Annotated in this window: 15 protein-coding genes and 1 riboswitch; of the genes, 8 read left to right on the top strand and 7 right to left on the bottom strand. The window is 67.0% G+C overall.

Features of this window, described 5'->3' with window-relative positions; genetic code table 11:
- Together EGM71_RS02995 and EGM71_RS03000 are read left to right on the top strand one after the other, a co-directional pair.
- Positions 1–2148 (top strand): glycosyl transferase family protein, encoded by a 2148-nt coding sequence (locus tag EGM71_RS02995; RefSeq protein ID WP_188487730.1) that lies wholly within the window; start codon positions 1–3, stop codon positions 2146–2148.
- Complete coding sequence (locus EGM71_RS03000; protein WP_188487732.1) at positions 2145–4979, top strand: NfrA family protein; 2835 nt, start codon at positions 2145–2147, stop codon at positions 4977–4979. The genes EGM71_RS02995 and EGM71_RS03000 overlap by 4 nt, the downstream gene beginning before the upstream one ends.
- Here the strand turns inward: EGM71_RS03000 and EGM71_RS03005 are convergent.
- The 3 genes from EGM71_RS03005 to ettA all read right to left on the bottom strand — a co-directional run bounded on the left by EGM71_RS03005 (position 4973) and on the right by ettA (position 9174).
- A complete protein-coding gene (locus tag EGM71_RS03005) occupies positions 4973–5977 on the bottom strand; it encodes a DUF4434 domain-containing protein (RefSeq protein ID WP_188487734.1) in 1005 nt (334 codons plus the stop codon). The two genes, EGM71_RS03000 and EGM71_RS03005, sit on opposite strands and share 7 nt — an antisense overlap.
- 115 nt (positions 5978–6092) lie before the next feature.
- The gene (locus tag EGM71_RS03010; RefSeq protein WP_005408048.1) at positions 6093–7409 is read right to left on the bottom strand and encodes an NCS2 family permease; all 1317 of its coding nucleotides are present in this window, start codon (positions 7407–7409) and stop codon (positions 6093–6095) included.
- A gap of 100 nt (positions 7410–7509) precedes the next feature.
- Entirely contained in the window at positions 7510–9174 is a 1665-nt protein-coding gene (gene ettA, locus EGM71_RS03015) for an energy-dependent translational throttle protein EttA (protein ID WP_188487736.1), read from the bottom strand.
- A gap of 253 nt (positions 9175–9427) precedes the next feature.
- Between ettA and EGM71_RS03020 the strand changes: the two genes are divergently transcribed.
- The 6 genes from EGM71_RS03020 to ribD all read left to right on the top strand — a co-directional run bounded on the left by EGM71_RS03020 (position 9428) and on the right by ribD (position 14178).
- Entirely contained in the window at positions 9428–9889 is a 462-nt protein-coding gene (locus EGM71_RS03020) for an RcnB family protein (protein ID WP_188487738.1), read from the top strand.
- Between the two features lie 189 nt (positions 9890–10078).
- A complete protein-coding gene (glyA, locus tag EGM71_RS03025; protein WP_099588522.1) occupies positions 10079–11332 on the top strand; it encodes a serine hydroxymethyltransferase in 1254 nt (417 codons plus the stop codon).
- A gap of 66 nt (positions 11333–11398) precedes the next feature.
- Positions 11399–11818, top strand: a complete 420-nt coding sequence (locus EGM71_RS03030) for a hypothetical protein (RefSeq protein WP_188487740.1) — start codon at positions 11399–11401, stop codon at positions 11816–11818.
- A 27-nt stretch (positions 11819–11845) separates the two neighbouring features.
- Complete coding sequence (locus tag EGM71_RS03035) at positions 11846–12295, top strand: hypothetical protein (RefSeq protein ID WP_188487742.1); 450 nt, start codon at positions 11846–11848, stop codon at positions 12293–12295.
- A 152-nt stretch (positions 12296–12447) separates the two neighbouring features.
- Positions 12448–12969, top strand: coding sequence for a transcriptional regulator NrdR (nrdR, locus tag EGM71_RS03040; RefSeq protein ID WP_004143350.1), 522 nt, complete (start codon positions 12448–12450; stop codon positions 12967–12969).
- A 123-nt stretch (positions 12970–13092) separates the two neighbouring features.
- Positions 13093–14178, top strand: coding sequence for a bifunctional diaminohydroxyphosphoribosylaminopyrimidine deaminase/5-amino-6-(5-phosphoribosylamino)uracil reductase RibD (gene ribD / locus EGM71_RS03045; RefSeq protein ID WP_188487744.1), 1086 nt, complete (start codon positions 13093–13095; stop codon positions 14176–14178).
- Between the two features lie 35 nt (positions 14179–14213).
- On the opposite strand, the gene EGM71_RS03050 is transcribed toward ribD, so the two are convergent.
- The 4 genes from EGM71_RS03050 to EGM71_RS03065 all read right to left on the bottom strand — a co-directional run bounded on the left by EGM71_RS03050 (position 14214) and on the right by EGM71_RS03065 (position 17053).
- On the bottom strand, positions 14214–14657 hold the full coding sequence (locus EGM71_RS03050; protein WP_223224530.1) for a hypothetical protein: 444 nt from the start codon (positions 14655–14657) through the stop codon (positions 14214–14216).
- An 84-nt stretch (positions 14658–14741) separates the two neighbouring features.
- On the bottom strand, positions 14742–15380 hold the full coding sequence (locus EGM71_RS03055; protein WP_188487746.1) for a hypothetical protein: 639 nt from the start codon (positions 15378–15380) through the stop codon (positions 14742–14744).
- A gap of 1 nt (position 15381) precedes the next feature.
- On the bottom strand, positions 15382–16266 hold the full coding sequence (locus EGM71_RS03060; protein ID WP_188487747.1) for a hypothetical protein: 885 nt from the start codon (positions 16264–16266) through the stop codon (positions 15382–15384).
- A gap of 151 nt (positions 16267–16417) precedes the next feature.
- On the bottom strand, positions 16418–17053 hold the full coding sequence (locus EGM71_RS03065; protein ID WP_049443130.1) for a hypothetical protein: 636 nt from the start codon (positions 17051–17053) through the stop codon (positions 16418–16420).
- A gap of 307 nt (positions 17054–17360) precedes the next feature.
- Positions 17361–17506: riboswitch (FMN riboswitch) on the top strand.
- Positions 17507–17562 lie beyond the last annotated feature (56 nt).

Below are 17562 nucleotides of genomic sequence, written 5' to 3' on the forward strand. Positions count from 1 at the left end.
GTGGACGGTCTGTTCTGGAACATCCAGCTGGCCAACTACTACGCCGCCCTGGAAACCACGGCGGCGGCGGTGGCCGTGCTGATCCTGATCTCCAGCCTCGATGACCTGTTCATCGATGTCTGGTACTGGGTGCGCGAGAGCTGGCGCGCGCTCACCATCAAGCGCCGCGATGCGTACCGGCCGCTGACCCAGGAAGACCTGCTGCAGCGGCCGGAACAGCCGCTGGCGATCATGGTGCCGGCATGGATGGAGTACGACGTCATCGCGCAGATGGTGGAGAACATGATCAACGTGCTCGACTACCGCGAGTACGTCGTGTTCGTCGGCACCTATCCCAACGACCAGCAGACCATCGACGAAGTCGAACGCATGCGTCGCCGCTACAAACGCCTGCGCCGCGTGGAGGTGCCGCACGACGGGCCGACCAGCAAGGCCGACTGCCTGAACTGGCTGATCCTGGCGATCTTCGATTATGAGAAGCGCCACGACATTGAGTTCGCTGGCGTGATCCTGCACGACAGCGAGGACGTGCTGCACCCGATGGAACTGCGTTTCTATAACTACCTGCTGCCGCGCAAGGACATGATCCAGTTGCCGGTCACCTCGCTGGACCGCGAGTGGTACGAGCTGGTGGCCGGTGTCTACATGGACGAGTTCGCCGAATGGCACGCCAAGGATCTGGTGGTGCGCGAGAGCGTATCCGGCATGGTGCCGTCGGCTGGCGTCGGTACCTGCTTCTCGCGGCGGGCGTTGTTGGCGTTGAGTGCGCAGACCGACAACCAGCCCTTCAACACCGACAGCCTCACCGAGGATTACGACGTCGGTGCGCGGCTGGCAGCGATGGGCATGCAGTCGATCTTCGCCCGCTTCCCGGTGCAGTTCCGCGTGCGTCGACCGTCGTGGTTCGGCTGGGGGCCGGTGCGCGAGCGCACCCAGCGGATGGCGCTGTGCGTGCGCGAGTACTTCCCCGACAACTTCCGCGCCTCGTACCGGCAGAAGGCGCGCTGGGTGCTCGGCATCGGCCTGCAGAGCTGGGAGTCGCTGGGCTGGCGCGGCTCGCTGGCCACCAAGTACCTGCTGGCGCGCGACCGCAAGGGCATCATCACCTCGTTCGTCAGCATCATCGCCTACATCATCTTCCTGCAGCTGCTGCTGTTCTGGCTGCTGAAGATGACCGGGGTGTGGACGATGCAGTTCCCCAGCGTGTTCCAGGCCGGTACCTGGCAGATGAATGTCGCGCTGCTGACCACCGCGGCGCTGGCGACCCGCGTCGTGCAGCGCTTCTACTTCGTCAACCGGCTGTACGGCTGGGAACATGCACTGATGTCGATCCCGCGCATGGTGGTCGGCAACATGATCAATTTCATGGCCACCGCCCGGGCGTGGAAGGTGTTCCTTGCCTACCTGCTGTTCGGCAAGCGCATGGTCTGGGACAAGACCATGCACGACTTCCCGGATGCGGGACAGCTGGTGCAGACCCGCAAGCAGCTGGGCGAACTGTTGACCACCTGGCAGGCAGTGGAGCCCGAGCGGCTGCAGCAGGCGCTGGACCAGCAGCATGCCGGTCGGCAGCAGCCGCTGGGCCGCATCTTGCTCACCCAGGGCTGGCTGGATGATGAAACGCTGGCCGAGGCGATCGCCTTCCAGGGTGACCTGCAGCGCGCAGTGATCGATGTGGACTACCTGCGCGCCTGCCAGTTCCCGGTCAGTGCCGATGCCTGCGTGCAGTGGCGCATGCTGCCGTTGCCGCCGCGCCAGCAGGGAACACTGCGGCTGGCCGTGGCCAGTCCATTGCCCGAAGACGCGCTGGCGCTGCTGAAGCAGGAAACCCGCAGCGAGCACATCGAACAGAGCATCGCCCGCGAAAGCGAAATCAACGCCGGTCTGCGCCTGATCGGCGGCGACCGGCACTGGCAGCTGGATAACGTCCCCTTGCTGGGCGACCTGCTGGTGGAGATGCGCCTGATCGACCACGCGCGCTTCGAGATCGCACTGGACGCGTACAAGCCGCAGCGCGATGGCCGCATCGGCGATTACCTGGTCAAGCAGGGGATCACCACCGAAGACGCCGTGGCCCAGGCCATGCAGGAGCAGCGCCGGCGTGCGGCCGCGCTGCAGTCGCCGCCTCCCGGAGCCTTGCCGGCATGAAGACCACGCTGCTGTCCACTGTCATTGCCGTGGCACTGGCCACGGCCGCCGCGCCGGTGCTGGCACAGGCTGACGCGGCACTGCCGCTGTCCGGTGCGGCCTACCGCATCGCCGAGCAGGCGTTTGCCGCCTATGAGCGCGGCGACTACCGGGCGGCCTACCAGCAGTCCACCGAGGCCATCCGGCTGCGCCCGGACGTGGTGCGGCTGCGCCTGCTGCAGATCTATGCGTTGCAGAAACTGGGGCGGGGTGCAGAGGCACAGCAGCAGGCGCGTCGCGCACTGGATGCGGGGTTGAACGACCCGGCCTTGCCGGCGCTGGCGGCGGCCGCCGCTGCACGCAGCACCTCCACGGACCGTACCGGTGCGCGCGCTGCATCGCCATCGCGTCCGGTCAGCAGTGCCGTAGACCGCAGCAGGCAGCAGGCCTACGCGTTGGCCACCGAGGCGTATGCCGCCTATGACGCCGGGCGCATGGCAGAGGCGGCCAGCAAGGCCGAGCAGGCCTTCCGGCAGCAGCCGACGCAAGGTGCCTGGGCGTTGCTGTGGGTGGCTGCGCTGGAGGCACAGCAGCAGCCCGAACAGGCCGACGCCGCCATTGCCACCGCACTGCAGCTCGGCGCGCCGAACGCCGAGGCGCTGCAGGCCCGGCGCGTGGCGCTGGATCGCCAGCGCGCGCTGCTGCAGGCCCAACAGGCGTATCGGTCGCTGTCCACGCAGGACGATGCCGCGGCCGTTGCGCAGGCACGTGCCGCTGTCGAGCTGGCACCGGAGGTGGCCTCGTACCGGTTGCTGCTGATTACCGCGCAGCTGCAGCAGGGGCAGCTGGCCGACGCCGAGCGCAGTGCCGACCAGGCGTTGCAGGCTGACGGCCAGGATCTCAATGCCCGGGTGATGCGCGGCTATCTGCGCCAGCGGCAGGGCAATAGCGTGCTCGCCAATGAGGACTTCGACGCCGCGCTCGCCATGCCGGGGTCAACTACGCAACAGCGCTATGTGCGCCTGCTGGCGGTGGATGGGGCCCTGGCCGCCGGGGATCGTGCACGCGCCGCTGTACTGATGGCGCCGCTGCAGGCAGCAGCGCCGGCTGGAGAGATCGACGCACGGTCACAGCAGCTGCTGCGGCAGGGTATCGAGCAGCGCGCCAAGGCAATCGGTTCCAGTCGCGAGCGTCCGCACATGAGTGCACAGGCCTATCCAGCACCGTTCCAGCACTGCCAGTCGGGTGACACCGGCAACGTCTGCGAGCTGATGCCGGCCGACCTGCAGGGCGACGGTGGCGCCGCACAGCGCGCCTATGCGGCCTATGCGCGGCAGGACTACGCCGAGGCCATCGGTGAGGCGCGGCAGGCCGTGCAACTCGCACCGGACGACGCGAACCTGCAAGGCCTGCTGACTACGACGCTGGCGGCAGGCAACCGCAGCCAGCAGGACCAAGCGCGGCAGCGCCTGGATGCGGCACTGGCACTGCGTCCTGATGACGCGGGGGCGCTGATGCAACGCGGCTATCTCAACCAGAAAGCCCACGAACCGGCGCGCGCACTGTCCGACTTCCGTGCCGCCGAGGCCACCGGCAAGGCACCGAAGAGCGTGGTGCTCGACCAGGCTTACGCGAGTGCGGCCAACGGCGATCATCCGCAGGCGGTGTCACTGCTGCGCAGTGCCATTGATCGCGCCGACGCCGGTGAGCTGCCGCTGGATGCGCATCAGCGCTACAACGTGCGCAATGCCATCGCCAACTATTCGCGCGAGTGGGGCGTGATCGCCTCGGCCGGCTTCCGTGGCGCGCGCCAGGCGGCGACCAATGTCGGCGGTGCGGCGATCAGTACGCCGGGCGATTCGGTGTTCAGCACGTTGGAGGCGTTCTGGCGTCCCCCGGCTTTCAACGACCAGCACGGCACGCTGGAGCTCTACGCGCGCCTGCTCAACACCCTGTACGACCAGGGCGGCACCTACGAATCGATCCGCGCGGTGGATCCGTGCACCGGCGAATCGACTCCGGATGCACGCGCACGCGCCGAACGTCTCAGCCATTCGCGTTCCACGACCGGCTGGCCGTCGACCATCGCCTCGTTCGGCATGCGCTATGCCTTTGGCCAGACCGGCCTGAGCGCCGGCATCGAGCGTCGCCAGTTCCTCGGCAGCGCCACCCGCACGGGTGATGTCTATCCCGCCTCGGCGGCCGTGCAGTGCAGCCTGCAGTTGGCCCTGAACCCGCCACTGGAAGCCAGCACGCTGGCCCGCTACCGCCTGGCCAGCGGTTCCGGTGGCTGGATGTCCTACCTGACCTACGGCTATTACCACGGTACCGACCTGCGCACCGACGTCAACCAGTGGTGGATGGTCAGCGGCTACGCGCAGGGCGGCTATACCTGGGATGACAACAGCGCGCACTTCACCCTCGATGCACTCGATGCCAATGGCACGCCGGTGCGGCGGATCGGCGATGCCAACGGGCGCCTGCATCGCGAACAGTGGTTCGCTGCCGGTGAACTGCGCGCCGGCCGCAGCTTCCGCTTTGGTGCCGGGCAGACCCACTGGGTGGTCACGCCGTACGTGGTGGTGGGGGCGGACTGGCTCGACCAGCGCTCGCGGGTGCGCGACATCCGTTACCCGCTGTTCCCGGCGCAGTCGTTCGCGCTCAACGATACGCAGCGCAGCTGGTCACTGGGCGCAGGGCCGGGCGTGGGCGTGCGCTACTGGTTCCGCGAGGACCACTACAACACCCCGCGTTCCTACCTGGACCTGACAGTGCAGTACCGCTTCGCCATCGGCGGCGGTGATACGCAGCGCGCCAAGGGCCTGTTCGCCACCGCCATCCTCTACTACTGAGGCAGGCCCCAGCGTCGTCGCAGTGCCGCGGCCTGCGGCGTGTCCTGGGTCAGCCACGGCTCCAGTGCATAGACCAGCACGTGCTGCGCACCACTGTCGTGTGCCCACCCCAGCTGCCGCTGGATGCGCGCGGCATCGGCGGTTTCGCCCTTGAACGCGCTGCCATCAGCGGCGCCGCCGGGCAGTTCGCGGAACAGTTCAACGATCGCATCGAAACCGATGCCGTGTGCATGGAAATGATCGAGCAGCGGTTGCAGCTGCTGCACGTTGCCGGCACCGGCCACCCCCACGCCATCCTGCACCATCGGCCGCAGCGTGGCCTGTGCCAGCACCGCCTGCCACAGCGTGACCAGGTTGCCATCGGTGTGCAGGCGGCTGAAGTAACAGGAGATCGCACAGTCACCGCCGCGCGCGCGGGCGGCGTCTGCCAGCCCGTGCAGCCACTGCGCCAGCCATTGCTGGCGGGCCGGATCGGCCCAGTGGTACTGCTCCAGTTCGTAGGGCAGGTACCAGCCCCCGAAGGCCGGCTGCTGCGCCCAGGGAGCCTGTGCCAACCAGCTGCGTGCATGCGCGAGGCTGTCGGCCAGGAACGCCTGCAGCGTGGCATCGTCGGCCCCGATCGCCTGCCACCAGCGTTGCTGGAGGGGCAGTCCGACGCGGATGCGAAGGTTGTTCTCGCTGGCGGCGGTGAACAGCTGTTGCAGGCTGCCGTCGGGCAGTGACCAGTCGCCATCGCTGCCGCCGACGATGCCGGTCCATTGCAGCACCAGCTGTCGGCAGCCCAGCGCATGTGCAAGCTTCAACGAACGTTGCCAGTCGGCCAGGCCCCACTGCAGGTGGCTGCGCCACGGCTGCAGGAAGGTGCCATCAACCTGCACCGGCATGGAGCAGCCGGGCAGGGTGGCGAGCGTAGCGGCCAACGGCGCCAGCACCGCCGCGCGCAGCAGCCGGCGGCGCAACGGCGAAGACGGATCCGTGGGAAGGTCGGGCCGAACCATGCCCACATCATCCCAGAGCACCGTGCGTGACAGGTGAACCCCGCACCCGGTAGTGCCGGCCGCTGGCCGGAGCGTGCTCTGGTAGTACCGGCCGCTGGCCGGCATCGTCTACCGCTTATTCCAACGCGTAGCGCAGGGTGAACAGCACCGCCACCAGCCACACCGCCGGATGCACTTCGCGCCAGCGGCCGGTGCCCGCCTTCAGCGCGGCATAGGCGATGAAGCCGAACGCCAGGCCGTTGGCAATGGAGTAGGTGAACGGCATCGCCAGCGCACACAGTGCGGCCGGCACCGATTCGGTCAGGTCGCTCCAGTCCACTTCCACCAGTTCGCGCAGCATCAGGCCGGCCACGAACAGCAGCGCGGGTGCGGTGGCATAGCTGGGCACCATCGCCGCCAGCGGCGAGAACAGCAGCGCGGCCAGGAACAGCGCCGATACGACCAGCGCGGTCAGGCCGGTGCGGCCACCCACCTGCACGCCCGAGGCGCTTTCAGCGAAAGCGGTGGTGCTGCTGGTGCCGAGCATCGAGCCCGCCACGATCGCGGTGCTGTCGGCCAGCAGCGCGCGGCCGAAACGCTTCTGTGCCCCCGGCAGTTTCAGCAGGCCGGCACGACCGACCACGCCGTACAGGGTGCCGGTGGCATCGAACACTTCCACCAACACAAACACCAGCACCACCTGCAGCAGCACCGCGATCGGCGCGCCGCCGTCATGGTGCAGCAGGCCCGGCAGGTCCAGTTGCAGGAAGGTCGGCGCCAGGCTTGGCGGCAGCGAGACCAGGCCCTGGTACTGCACGTCGCCCAATGCCCAGCCAGCGCCGGTTACGGCCAGGATGCCGATCAGGATCGCACCGCGGATGCGGCGCGCTTCCAGTACCGCGATCAGCAGGAAGCCGGCCAGTGCCAGCAGCGGCGGCGCCGTGTTCAACGGGCCAAGCGCCACCAGCGTGTCTTCATTGCCGACGATCACACCCGACTTCTGCAGTGCGATGATCGCCAGGAACAGGCCGATACCGGCCACGATCGCCGAGCGCAGCGACGAAGGAATGCCCGACACCAGCCATGCGCGCACACCGGTCAGCGACAGCACCAGGAACACCAGGCCGGAGATGAACACCGCGCCCAGTGCCTGCTGCCACGGCAGGCCGGCAGCGCCGACCACGGTGAAGGCGAAGAACGCGTTCAGGCCCATGCCCGGTGCCATGCCGACCGGGAAGTTGGCGGCCAGCGCCATCACCGCCGAACCCAGCGCAGCGGCCAGGCAGGTGGCCACGAACACCGCACCCGCATCCATGCCGGTCGTGCCGAGGATCTCGGGGTTGACGAAGACGATGTAGGACATCGTCAGGAAGGTGGTGACACCGGCCAGCAGCTCGGTACGCACGGTGGTGCCGTGCTGCTGCAGCTGGAACAGGCGCTCGAACAGGGACATGGGGTCGCTCATGGGTAGATGCCGGCCGCTGGCCGGCATGCATGGTCGGTACACACTGCAAAAGGAGAAAGGCCGCGCGAGCGCGGCCTTTCCTGTTGCCTTACTTCAGCGCCTTGAAGCGCAGGCGCTTCGGCGCAGCGTCGTCGCCCATGCGGCGGCGCTTGTCTTCTTCGTACTCGCGGTAGTTGCCCTGGAAGAACTCCACGTGCGAGTCGCCTTCGAACGCCAGGATGTGGGTCGCGATGCGATCCAGGAACCAGCGGTCATGCGAAATGACGAAGGTGTTGCCCGGGAACTCCAGCAGCGCATCTTCCAGCGCACGCAGGGTTTCGATGTCCAGGTCGTTGGACGGTTCGTCGAGCAGCAGCACGTTGCCACCCTGCAGCAGGGTCTTGGCCATGTGCAGGCGGCCACGCTCACCACCGGACAGCGAACCGACCATCTTCTGCTGGTCCTGGCCCTTGAAGTTGAAGCGGCCGATGTAGGCGCGCGACTGGATCTCGATGCCGTTGATGTTGAGGATGTCCAGGCCGCCAGCGATTTCCTGGAAGACGTTGTGGTTGCCTTCCAGCGCGTCGCGGCTCTGGTCCACGTAGGACAGCTTCACGGTCGGGCCGACCACGATCTCGCCGGTATCCGGCTTTTCCTGGCCGGTGATCATCTTGAACAGGGTCGACTTACCGGCACCGTTCGGGCCGATGATGCCGACGATGGCGCCGGCCGGCACCAGGAAGTTCAGGTTGTCGAACAGCAGGCGGTCGCCGAACTTCTTGGAGACGTTCTTGAACTCCATCACCGCGTTGCCCAGGCGCTCGCCCGGCGGGATGAAGATTTCGTTGGTCTCGTTGCGCTTCTGGTAATCGACCGACTGCAGCTCTTCCAGGCGGGCCAGACGGGCCTTGCCCTTGGTGCGGCCGCCCTTGGCATTCTGGCGCGACCACTCCAGTTCCTTCTGGATCGCCTTCTGGCGAGCCTTTTCCTGGTTGTCTTCCTGCTTCAGGCGCTCATCCTTCTGGGTCAGCCAGTCGGTGTAGTTGCCCTTCCACGGAATGCCGCGGCCGCGGTCCAGTTCCAGGATCCACTCGGCGGCGTTGTCCAGGAAGTAACGATCGTGGGTGACCGCCACCACGGTGCCGGTGTAGCGCGCCAGGAACTGTTCCAGCCATTCCACCGACTCGGCGTCGAGGTGGTTGGTCGGTTCGTCGAGCAGCAGCATGTCCGGCTTCTGCAGCAGCAGGCGGCACAGCGCCACGCGGCGCTTCTCACCACCGGACAGCTTGCCGACGATGGCATCCCACGGCGGCAGGCGCAGCGCATCGGCGGCCACGTCCAGCTGGTTTTCCAGGGTGTGTGCGTCGCCAGCGGCCAGGATCGCCTCCAGGCGCTCCTGTTCCTTGGCCAGCGCGTCGAAGTCGGCGCCTTCCTCGGCGTAGGCCAGGTACACCGCATCCAGCGCGGCCTGTGCCTGCAGCACATCGCCCACGCCTTCCTCGACCGCTTCACGCACGGTCTTGGTCGGGTCCAGTTCCGGTTCCTGCGCCAGGTAGCCGACCTTGATGCCGGCCTGCGGGCGGGCTTCGCCCTCGAAATCGGTGTCCACGCCGGCCATGATCTTCAGCACGGTGGACTTGCCGGCGCCGTTCAGGCCCAGCAGGCCGATCTTCGCGCCCGGGAAGAAGGACAGCGAGATGTCCTTGATGATCTGCCGCTTGGGCGGGACCACCTTGGACACGCGGTTCATGGTGTAGATGTATTGCGAGGACATGAGGTCTCCGTAGGCGCGGCCCTGCGCCCGACCCGTCACGGGAACATCCCGTTGCGGCAGCGGGCACAGACTGAAAAGGAATACCGCCAATTATAGCCGGAACCGGTTCCCGGCCGCGCCGGACAGGCGCCGCCGGGCTGGCCGTGGGCTGAATACTTCGTCACAGTCCTGCAGCGGGAAGCGTTTCCAGCCGGAAACGGTTCAGATCGGGTGCGCAATATGGGCTCACCACCCACCCGAGCAGAGGTCTGACATGCGCATCAATCGAGTAATGGCCGGCGCCGTGGCCTCTGTGCTGGCACTCGGCGCCGTGGCCCCGGCCTTCGCCGACAACGACCACCGTGACCGCCGCGAATGGCGGGAGGATCGCCGCGAATGGCGCCAGGATCGCCGTGACTGGGAGCGCGACCGCCGCGAGGCCCGGCGCGACTACCGCCACGACCGCCGTGAATGGCACCGCGACCATGACCGCTACTACCGCCCGGCGCCGCCGCGGGTGGTCTATCGCCCGGCCTACGGCCCCGGCTACGGCTGGCAGGTCGGCCACCGCTATCGCGACTACTACCGCGGCCCGGTCTACGTGGTGAACGACTACCCGCGCTATCACCTGCGCCGCCCGCCGTACGGGCACCAGTGGATCCGCGATGACCGCGGCAACATGCTGCTGGTGGCCATCGCCACCGGTGTGATCGCCCAGTACGTGCTCAGTCGCTGAGCACGTTGCTGACGGGGGCGGATCCCTTTCCAACGGAAAGGGCTCTGACCCCACACCATCAATCGAAACCATACGGGGCCGGATTCCTTCGGGAATGCCGGCCCCGTCTGTTTCGGCCCCAGCAGGCCGGTGCGGGGCTACAATCGAGGGCTGAGTCGTACCCCTTTTCCCTGCCTGCTGGAGTACCCGATGTTCCCGCGTGACGTCCGCATCGAATCCTACGATCCCGAACTGGCCAAGGCCATCGCCGCTGAAACCCAGCGCCAGGAAGACCACGTCGAGCTGATCGCCAGCGAGAACTACACCAGCCCGGCGGTGATGGAAGCGCAGGGCAGCCAGCTGACCAACAAGTACGCCGAAGGCTACCCGGGCAAGCGCTACTACGGTGGCTGCGAGTACGTGGACATCGCCGAGCAGCTGGCGATCGACCGCCTGAAGCAGCTGTTCGGCGCCGACTACGCCAACGTGCAGCCGCACAGCGGTTCGCAGGCCAACCAGGCCGTGTACTTCGCCCTGCTGCAGCCGGGTGACACCATCCTCGGCATGAGCCTGGCCCACGGCGGCCACCTCACCCACGGTGCCAAGGTGAATGCTTCCGGCAAGCTGTTCAACGCCGTGCAGTACGGCGTCAACGACCAGGGCCTGATCGATTACGACGAAGTCGAGCGCCTGGCCCTGGAGCACAAGCCGAAGATGGTCGTGGCCGGCTTCTCGGCCTACTCGCAGGTGATCGACTGGGCGCGCTTCCGCGCCATCGCCGACAAGGTCGGTGCCTACCTGTTCGTCGACATGGCCCATGTCGCCGGCCTGGTCGCCGCTGGCGTCTACCCGAGCCCGCTGGAACACGCCCACGTGGTCACCTCGACCACCCACAAGACCCTGCGCGGCCCGCGCGGCGGCATCATCGTCGCCAAGGGCGCCGACGAAGACCTGGTCAAGAAGCTGCAGTCGATCGTGTTCCCGGGCATCCAGGGCGGTCCGCTGATGCACGTCATCGCCGGCAAGGCCGTGGCCTTCAAGGAAGCGCTGGAACCGGGCTTCAAGGCCTACCAGCAGCAGGTGGTGAAGAACGCCCAGGCGATGGCCAACACGCTGATCGCGCGCGGCTACAAGATCGTCTCCGGCGGCACCCAGAACCACCTGATGCTGGTGGACATGATCGGCAAGGACGTGTCCGGCAAGGACGCGGAAGCCGCGCTGGGCAAGGCCCACATCACCGTCAACAAGAACTCGGTGCCGAACGACCCGCGTTCGCCGTTCGTGACCTCGGGCCTGCGCCTGGGTACCCCGGCCGTGACCACCCGTGGCTACGTCGAACAGGACTGCGTGGACCTGGCCAACTGGATCGCCGACGTGCTCGACGCGCCGAGCGATGACGCCGTCATTGCCCGCGTGCGCGACGCCGTCAGCGCGCAGTGCCGCAAGTACCCGGTCTACGGCTGATCGAAGCAGGGGTCAGAGCCCTTTCCGCAGGGAAGGGCTCTGACCTCGCCATCAGGAATCCCGCGCATGGATGAGCGCCGCCTCAAGTACCTGTACACCGCGCTGGCGGTGCTGTTTGGCCTGCCAAGCCTGGCGATGGGCGGCGCGGCGGCGACGATGCTGCTGCTGATGGGGCTGGGCCAGTTCGGCCATGGCACGCTGGCCTCGGTGACGGTGATGCCGCTGTGGGGCCTGGCCGGCATTGCCGGCTGCCTCGCCTGGTTGTGGCTCAGCGCGGGTTTTCTGTTGCAGGGGCGTGCCGGGCTGCACGTGCACCGCCTCTGGTGGTGGATGCTGCTGGCGGGCGGTCTCGCCGCCTTGCCGCCGCTGGGCCTGGCGCTGTGGTGGGGCGTCATCGTGCACACCGAAGGCTTCAGCCTGTTGCTGCTGGGCCCATCGATGCTGGTGCCGGCCGCGATGCTGGTGTGGATCAAACGCCGCGCATGACGTGGCCCATGGAAGGAAATCGAACGCATGGATGAGCGTCACCACAAACGCTGGATGGCCATTGCCAGCCTGCTGGTGGGCCTGCCCACCGTGGCAGCAGGCGGCACCGGTGCCGTGCTGGGGCTGATGGTCGTATGGGACGGCAAGTACCTGATGGGCGATGAGCACACGCTGTTGCTGCTGTGGTCGTCGGCCGGAATCATCGGCCTGCTGTCGTGGTTGTGGCTGACTGGCCTGTTCCTGTGGCGCGGTGTTGCCGGCCTGCGCCAATCGCCGGTTGTCGCCTGGGTCGGCCTGGCGCTGGGGGCGCTGGCCGCGTTGGCCGTGGTCGCCGCCACGCTGTACTTCACCTTCAAGCGCGGGGAGATCTCGACATTGGGCTTCCTCGGGTTTGGTCCGCCCCTGCTGGTGATGGCCGGGCACCTGGCGTGGCTGCGTTGGGCACGCGCGGCCTCGGCGGCGCCGGCACCCGGTTGAACGCCAGGTCCTGCTGACCTCACTGGACGCTCTGGTTGGCCGAAATGCAGGTACTTCCGCGCAGACAGCATTTGCTGCTGCGCCCTTTCTCAGGTACCTTTGCGACGCTGCCATGACCGTGGCAATAGGTACTTCCCTGAGCCAGGCGTTCCATGCATTGCCCCTTCTGCCAACATGCCGATACCCGGGTCATCGACTCGCGCGTCTCTGAAGACGGCGCGACGATTCGCCGTCGGCGTGAGTGCGAAGCCTGCGGCGAGCGCTTCAGCACCATGGAAACGGTCGAGCTGAAGCTGCCGGCCATCGTCAAGAGCGATGGCACCCGCGAGGCGTTCGACCAGCGCAAGGTGCGTGCCGGCTTCGACCGCGCGCTGCAGAAGCGTGCGGTGGCCGAAGACAAGATCGAAGCGGCGGTGCGCGCGGTGGTTCACCAGCTGCGCATCAGCGGCGAGCGCGAAGTGCCCTCGATCAAGGTTGGCGAGTTCGTGATGAACGAACTGCGCAAGCTCGACCATGTCGGCTATGTGCGCTTCGCTTCGGTCTACCGCAGCTTCGAGGACGTGGCCGATTTCCGCGAGGAGATCGAGAAGCTCGAGCGCGACCTGCCGTCCAGTACCGAACAGCTGCAGCTGCTGGGCGATGTGATCGCCCTGACCAAGAAGAAGAAGGGCTGACCGCCTCAGCCTTGGTGGCTGCCAACCTTGGTTGGCACAGATATCTGCTTCGGTGGGTGCCAACCTTGGTTGGCATAGAGACCGCATGGGGTGCATCCACACCAACGGCGCTACCATGGCCGCATGACCACCCCGTTCTCCGTCCTCGACCACCTGCACATGGCCAACGCACTGCGCCTGGCCGAGCGTGCTGCCTACACCACCCGTCCCAATCCGATGGTCGGCTGCGTCATCGCCCACGGCGAACGCGTGGTCGGGCAGGGCTGGCACCAGCGCGCTGGCGGTCCGCACGCTGAAGTGTTCGCGCTGCGCGAGGCCGGCATCGAGGCCCGCGGTGCCACCGCTTACGTCACCCTGGAGCCCTGCGCCCACTACGGGCGCACGCCGCCATGTGCACTGGCACTGATCGACGCGGGCGTGTCGCGCGTGGTCGCAGCGATGCGCGATCCGTTCCCGAAGGTTGATGGCGGTGGCTTCGATCTGCTGCGCAATGCCGGCATCGAGGTCGCCGAAGGGCTGATGGCGGCGCAGGCACGCGAGCTCAACAAGGGCTTCCTGTCGCGTGTGGAGCGCAATCGCCCGTGGCTGCGGGTGAAGCTGGCGGCCAGCCTTGATGGCCGTACCGCGATGGCCGATGGCAGTTCCAAGTGGATCACCGGGCCAGCCGCGCGCGAAGACGTGCAGCATTGGCGCGCGCGTGCAGGTGTGATCCTGACCGGCGCCGACACGGTGCTGGCCGACGACCCGATGCTGACCGTGCGCCTGGCCGATACCGAGGTGATGCCGCCACTGCGTGTGGTGCTGGATTCGCGCCTGCGCTCGCTCGAATGCAGTCGCGTGCGCGAGGGTGGGGCACCTACGTTGTACCTGCATGATGCGGCAGTGAGTGCACCGGATGCGGCCGACGCCGAATTTGCCAGCGTACCCTGCGTTGATGGGCGGTTGGATCTTGGCGCGGTGCTGGCACTGCTGGCCGAACGCGGCATCAACGAGGTGCATACCGAAGCCGGTGCGACGCTGGCTGGCGCGCTACTGCGCGGCGGCTGGGTGGACGAACTGCTGCTGTATCAGGCGCCTACGCTGCTGGGCGACAACGGTCGCCCGTTGCTGGCTGGTCTTGGCATCGATGCCATGGACCAGCAGCGCCGTCTGCGCGTGGTCGATCAGCGCCAGGTAGGCGATGACATCAGGCTGCTGCTGCGCCCGTGATGGAATGACGCGGAACAGGGGCGACGCCCTTGTCGTCAGGCATCTTCGTCGTCTTCTTCGCCGACGGGGCACTGGCCCTTCCACTGCTGCTTCCACAGCGCATGCAGGTTGCGGCAGTACGCACCCAGTGCCTCGCCCGGCAGTTTCTTCGCCTTCAATCGCAGCTGGTGACGGGTAAAACCGTCGTCGTACTCATGGGGCAATACCAACACGGCGCACTGATCGTGGTACATCAGGAACGCGTGGCAGTCGTCGTCTTCGCTCATCCACGCATCCAGTTGCCTGTCGCTCAGCAGGGTTGACTCGAAGGCAATCGCTGGGCGGACCGAGAAGGTCGTAATTCTGGACTTGGGTACTTTGGCTTCCCCGCACGCCGTCAGCGCCAGCAGCGCCATCAGCGCCATCAGCTTGACCGTGGTCGACGTCGTAAGATGTTTCATGCGGCTGCCCCGGTGGAAGAGGGCAACAGCATTGATCATGCAGGCCGCATAGGGCCATGCAACGGTTCTGAAAGTGCGGATGCAGTCGTCATCCACGACCGCGAGCCGAAATGCGGCCCAGTGCTACCCGGAATCGTCCGGCAGGTGCTCGTTCCATTCGAAGAACGGCAGGAAGGCGTCGGCCACCAGCGCCATCAGCGGGCCCGGGTCGCGCATGCGCCATGCGCGCCGGTCGCCGCTGCGCTGGAAGGTCAGCGTGCCGCTGTGCACGCGGTCTGGCGCGTTGTGCATCGCTGTCGTGTAAGCGGCCGCCAGGGGCGCGGACATCTGCGGCGGATGCGGCCCGTTGAAGGGCACACGGTGCTGGCGATACAGCGGGAGCAGGCCCGACAGATCCGGCAGGTGGCAGCGGTAAGCCACTTCGGCAACGTCGCCGTCGTGGCCCTGTGGCCAACGCACCGCCTCGGCCTTGCACTGCGCCGAGGCCTGCCGCTTGCGCAGAGCCTGCGCAGCAGCCGGCCATCCCGCGAGCTCGGGGGCTTCGTCCAGATGGCTTGCAGCGGCCAACGCGGCAACGAAGGCCATTGCGTCATCCGTCTCCAGCTGCGCGGCCAGCGCCCTCTGCGCAGCGGCATCGCCATGCACGATCACCTGTGCATGCAGATCGAACAATCGCGCCGGCGATGCCGCTTCGGCACCGGCCAGCGCACTGCAAGGGGCCAGCAGCAGTGCGGCCAGCCCCAGGTGTTTCAGCGGAACCATCTCAGGCGCACGCGTCGGTCCACATCATCTCGGCGATCGGGCGCAGCGCCTTGCACTCCTGGGTCATCTCGTCGGCCGACTTCACCTGGGCCTTGGCCTTCAGTTCCTCGGCCATCGCATCCACGCCGCTGATCTGGTCCGGTGCGATCTTCGCCACGCAGCTGCGGTGCTGCTGCAGCAACAGGTCGCAGCCGGGTACGCCGGTTACCTTCGGTGCGTTGGCCGCCTGCGCGTCCTGCATCCAGTCCTCGAACGGTGCCAGCGCGCCGGCCACGGTGCCCACCAGATCATCGAAATTGCCGCTGTACCAGTAGCCGTTGTCCTTGGCCGGGTACAGGGTGAAGGTGCTGCTGACCGGCACGCGCGCGCCACTCTGCAGCGCCTGGGTGTAGGCGTCGGTGAACTGCTTGCGCGAGGCCGGGCTGGCGTTGGATGCAAGGCTGGCGGCGAACAGCGGGCGCACCTTGCCCAGGTCGGGCACCTGGCAGCTGAAGGTGATGCGCGCCAGCTTCTGGTCTTCGACGTACTCGTTGTCTTCGATCACGCTCTTGGTCGCGCGGCACTTCGAATCACGCAGGGCCTTGGCATACAGCGCTTCGGTGGCGACCGCATCGGCCTTTGCGCCGCTGCTGGCAAGCACGACCTGCCACGGTTCGGCCAGCGCCTTGGCCAATGCGCCCGGGTTCGGGGTTACCGCGTCCTGGCCATCGAAGGCGGGCTTCAGCGCATCGTTGAGGGTGCGGGTCGCAGCGGCGTCGTCTTCCAGCAGGACGCGCGCATACAGGTCGAAGGCCTGTTCGGGCGTCAGCGTGGCCGGGGCGGCGCTGGCCAGCAGCGGGGCAGACAGCAGGGCGCTGGCCAGCAGGGTACGCAAGGGGGTCTTCATGACGGAGCTTTCCTGTTCCAGAGGCGCGCAAGCCTAGCGCATCCAGCGCTACTTTCGATGGCGACCAGAGGTCACATAGCGATGTACCCCGGCCAAAAAACGGGCCCCTTGCGGGGCCCGTTCGATCGCACGACGAGGAACGATCGTTGGATCAGAAGCTGGCGCGCACGCCGGCCGAGTACTGGGTGACGTCGCGGTAGCCCGAGATCTCGCCCACCAGACCCCAGGTCTTGGTGAAGTTGATCTGGCCGCCGACGGTGCCCACCCAGGTGCCCTTGAAGTTGTTGCCGCCATCCATGTAGCCGGCCTTGGCCCAGGCTTCGGTCATGCGCGACGGCTTGCCGCGGATACCCATGGTGACGCGGCCCACGTTGGTGTGATCCTTCAGGCGATCCACCTGGCGGCCGTCGAACGACATCTTGAACTCTTCGTCCAGACGCACCCAGGCAGCATCAGCGGTGAAATCCACGCGATCGGTCCAGGGCATGTGATAGCCGATGCCCAGTTCCGGCGACTGCACCTTCTGCTTGATGCGCACCGCAATGTCGTAATAGTTGTGGTTGTAGGTCTTGGTGACAGCGGTGTAGCCGCCAAACACGTGCACCTGCTCGGCAATGGCTACCGAACCACGAATGTAGCCGCCGTCCAGCCTGGGCTTCGAGCCACCACCATTGTCCAGCTGCAGCTGCGTCCAGCCGCCTTCAACGTAGGTGTAGCTCAGGGCGTCGGCCGAAGCCGCGAACGGGGCGGCGGCCAGCAGGGCGGCCACAATCAGGATCTTGCGCATGGGAATTCCTGTGAGTTTCAGTCCATTGGCGGGCTGCCCTCCGGGCGACCCGTGACGACCTCATGTCGTCCGATGGTCGAGTTTAATGAAAATTTCACGAAATGCGAGAGACGACCATCACAGGCCGGGGCAGGCCGGGGTTGGGGGTCGGAGCCGTTTCCCATCGGGAAACGGCTCCGACCCCAGTGCTGCTGCGCCACCCGTCCCTGGGGTCAGAGTCCTTTCCTGCGGAAAGGGATCCGACCCCGGTCATCCCACCCCGTTCAGCCCAGGCTGGTACACTGGCCACGCCGGTTCGCCGGTACACAAACGTCTTCAGGGCGGGGTGCAATTCCCCACCGGCGGTAGGTGCGCAAGCACGAGCCCGCGAGCGCCCCGGCCCACGGCCGGGGGTCAGCAGATCCGGTCCAATGCCGGAGCCGACGGTCATAGTCCGGATGAAAGAAGACGGTGCCACAGGGCTCATGCCCTGCGTGCGCCTGTTTGCCTTGCGGCGTTTTTCGCTCACT

Source organism: Stenotrophomonas maltophilia (genome assembly GCF_006970445.1).
GTDB classification, from domain to species: domain Bacteria; phylum Pseudomonadota; class Gammaproteobacteria; order Xanthomonadales; family Xanthomonadaceae; genus Stenotrophomonas; species Stenotrophomonas maltophilia_AU.

Coding starts and splice junctions, on each gene's coding strand:
- EGM71_RS03000 (WP_188487732.1), top strand. CDS start 2,145: ATGAAGACCACGCTGCTGTCCACTGTCATTGCCGTGGCACTGGCCACG.
- EGM71_RS03005 (WP_188487734.1), bottom strand. CDS start 5,977: ATGGTTCGGCCCGACCTTCCCACGGATCCGTCTTCGCCGTTGCGCCGC.
- EGM71_RS03010 (WP_005408048.1), bottom strand. CDS start 7,409: ATGTCCCTGTTCGAGCGCCTGTTCCAGCTGCAGCAGCACGGCACCACC.
- ettA (WP_188487736.1), bottom strand. CDS start 9,174: ATGTCCTCGCAATACATCTACACCATGAACCGCGTGTCCAAGGTGGTC.
- EGM71_RS03020 (WP_188487738.1), top strand. CDS start 9,428: ATGCGCATCAATCGAGTAATGGCCGGCGCCGTGGCCTCTGTGCTGGCA.
- glyA (WP_099588522.1), top strand. CDS start 10,079: ATGTTCCCGCGTGACGTCCGCATCGAATCCTACGATCCCGAACTGGCC.
- EGM71_RS03030 (WP_188487740.1), top strand. CDS start 11,399: ATGGATGAGCGCCGCCTCAAGTACCTGTACACCGCGCTGGCGGTGCTG.
- EGM71_RS03035 (WP_188487742.1), top strand. CDS start 11,846: ATGGATGAGCGTCACCACAAACGCTGGATGGCCATTGCCAGCCTGCTG.
- nrdR (WP_004143350.1), top strand. CDS start 12,448: ATGCATTGCCCCTTCTGCCAACATGCCGATACCCGGGTCATCGACTCG.
- ribD (WP_188487744.1), top strand. CDS start 13,093: ATGACCACCCCGTTCTCCGTCCTCGACCACCTGCACATGGCCAACGCA.
- EGM71_RS03050 (WP_223224530.1), bottom strand. CDS start 14,657: ATGATCAATGCTGTTGCCCTCTTCCACCGGGGCAGCCGCATGAAACAT.
- EGM71_RS03055 (WP_188487746.1), bottom strand. CDS start 15,380: ATGGTTCCGCTGAAACACCTGGGGCTGGCCGCACTGCTGCTGGCCCCT.
- EGM71_RS03060 (WP_188487747.1), bottom strand. CDS start 16,266: ATGAAGACCCCCTTGCGTACCCTGCTGGCCAGCGCCCTGCTGTCTGCC.
- EGM71_RS03065 (WP_049443130.1), bottom strand. CDS start 17,053: ATGCGCAAGATCCTGATTGTGGCCGCCCTGCTGGCCGCCGCCCCGTTC.